The organism is Methylomonas sp. BG-2, from assembly GCF_057766305.1.
The window spans coordinates 1-2604 of sequence record NZ_JBYMAP010000371.1 but is presented as its reverse complement, the minus strand read 5'-3'; the positions used below and the strand labels follow the sequence as shown (position 1 = coordinate 2604).

Annotated in this window: 1 protein-coding gene; it reads right to left on the bottom strand. The window is 56.3% G+C overall.

Going from position 1 to position 2604, the window contains the following annotated elements:
- On the bottom strand, positions 1-2251 hold a 2251-nt coding region (locus tag AC3B8H_RS20270; RefSeq protein WP_488443329.1), incomplete at its 3' end, for a COR domain-containing protein.
- Positions 2252-2604: the final 353 nt, after the last annotated feature.

Sequence of the window (2604 nt, the reverse complement as noted above, 5' to 3'; positions counted from 1 at the left end):
CGCGGTCGTGCCACAGGCTAAGTTTTTGCAAACGCACCAATGGCGACAGCGCGCTTTGCAGGGTTTTGATATACGCCAAGTCTTTGTGCGAGTAAGACACGAAGGCCTTGACCGGCACTTGCCGGTTTTCATCGCGCATCGCCGCCTCTTCGATACCGTCCAACAGCGTGGCGAGGGGAATGCGCTTTCTCAGCTCCTTCACGAAAATCTCGGTTTCGCCGGCTTTTTCCGCTTCGACCAGTTCGTCGTAGTCCTTGTAGCCGTCGCAATCCGGGACCGGCACCCGCTCGACGAAATCCAAACCGGTAAAATCGGCGACGATTTCCTTGACCGTTTCCCGGATATAGCTCAGCAAACGCCGCCGCTCGGCACCGCAAATGTCGATCAATAATTGTTGATCTTCCCTGTCCCAACGGACTCTCGCCAGCGCATCAAACACCGACCGTTTTTGCAGCACCATGCCGGTACGCCAGCGTTCGTCGCCGCGAATAAAGCCCTGTAACTTCACCATCAGGCGCGGAAACACGCTGTTCGGTAAAAACGCCGGAAAATGCATCACAAACCGCAGCAACGCCCCTTCGGCCAGAAAGTCCGGCGCGCTGGCCGGCAATAATTGCGGCACGAGAAAATCATTGGGTCCGATGGGGAAGCACAACTCGAATTCCTGCATCACCCGCACGATGTAGTGCAGTTTGTGCTTCGGATAAACGAATGGGCGCTCGTTGGTGTTGTGGCTTTGGTAGCGCGGGTCGTTGATTACCGCATCGAAATCGGCTTCCCGCAGTAAGCCGCCGCGTTCGGCGACGATGCCCGAGTTGATGATGCGATAGACGCCGTTGGTCAGCCACAGCGGATTCAGGATTTGGGTGTCGAAGTACTGCAGGTTGCGAAAGTTGATCAACACCCCCAGATCGTGCAGGAATTGCAGCAGCACGTCCTGGCTAAGCGGACGAGTGACGCCCAGTTCCTGGCACACCCGCCGATATTCGGCGGATTCGATGTAGTCGTAATCTTGCTGCATCTGTACAAAGCGCTGCTTCACCGCCAACCAATGCGCCGGAAACGGCGTGCGCCGGGTATCGGCCTGTTCGATTTGCCGGCGCAAGGCCTCGCGAAACTCGATAAAGCCCGGATGCTCGGCTTGCGCGCACGATAGCCGGTAAAAGCCTTGAATACGCGGGTATTTTTCGACGAGGCTCTTGCGCTCGACTTCGAACGACGGATTTTCGTCGATCTTGTTCAACACCACCAACACCGGCGAGCGGCCGCCAAAGCTGTCGGCATGTTTCAGCCATTTTTCGGCTTGGTCGTCGTTGCGGCTGTTCAGCAATAACACGTACACGCTACGCTGCGACAGAAAAAACTGATGGGTGGCATGCATCACTTCCTGACCGCCGAAATCCCATAAATGCGCGGTGACGCACTCGCCGTCGCTCATCTCAAACGGCACCTGGCGGATGCGGATGCCGTGGGTCTGGCTTTCCTGGCTGTCGAAGGCTTCGTTCATCAGCCGTTTCACCAGCGAAGTCTTGCCGGCCGAGGCTTCGCCGAGGAAGATCACCTTGACTTCGTTCAGCCGCTCGCCGTCGTCGGCCAATTCCTCGAAATAATCGCGCACCGCCTGCGGCGAATCGCGGGCGATTTCGACTGGCGGGCAGATTAGCGGGCAGTCTACGATATCAATGGAATGATCCGGAGCAAATGGGCCGCCAACCCAAGATACATGTATTCGATTTTGAATAAGACCAACAAGCGGCCAAAGATCGCTAATTTCAGTAAAACTGACATCCAGCTTATGCAAATTGTGTAAGCCGGTCAAAGGCGTCAAATCGCTGATTTGGGTCCCGGAACAGTGAAGTTGCTGTAGCTGGGTCAAGCCCGCCAGCGGCGTCAGATCGCTGATTTGGGTCTCGGAGCAGTGAAGTTGCTGCAACTGGATCAGGTCCGCCAGCGGCGTCAGATCGCTGATTGGGGTGTAGTAGCAGCTAAGTTGCTGCAACTGGATCAGGCCCGCCAGCGGCGTCAGATCACTGATTTGGGTCGCGGAGCAGTGAAGTTGCCGCAGTTGGGTCAAACCCGCCAGTAGGGTAAGGTCGGCAAGCTTGGAATTCGAATTTAGATTTAACGATTGCAGCCAAGTGCATTCTTCAAGCTGGTCCGGCAAATAGGCTAAATAGCAGTTGCTCAAGTCCAACTCCGGATTTTGCGTCAACTGGTTCTCGGCGATACGGCGCAAGGCTTTTTCGGACATTCCGGCAGTTCCTTTGAAAATGGTGCCGATAATCTACCACGGAAGCCGATGGGATTGATGGGCTGGAGGCGCTTCGGTTGGGCGGCGCACGGTAGACAAACTTTTTGGCGAACGCTGAAAACGGCGTGGTTCCGACACAGCAAATTCCGCGTGCAGGCAGTGCTTTAGCCGCGACTGTTACTATTCCAGCATGCAGGGCTACCGTACTGCGCCTGACGATAGACAGCTCGGCCTAATCGGCCGTATCCGTAGCCAGCTACCGGCAGCGGCGGACCGGACGCCGGAGTACAAACCTAGGTTTGTACTCCAATCAACGGTGCTCCGCCGATTTTGCGGCTGGCTGGCAAAACCGC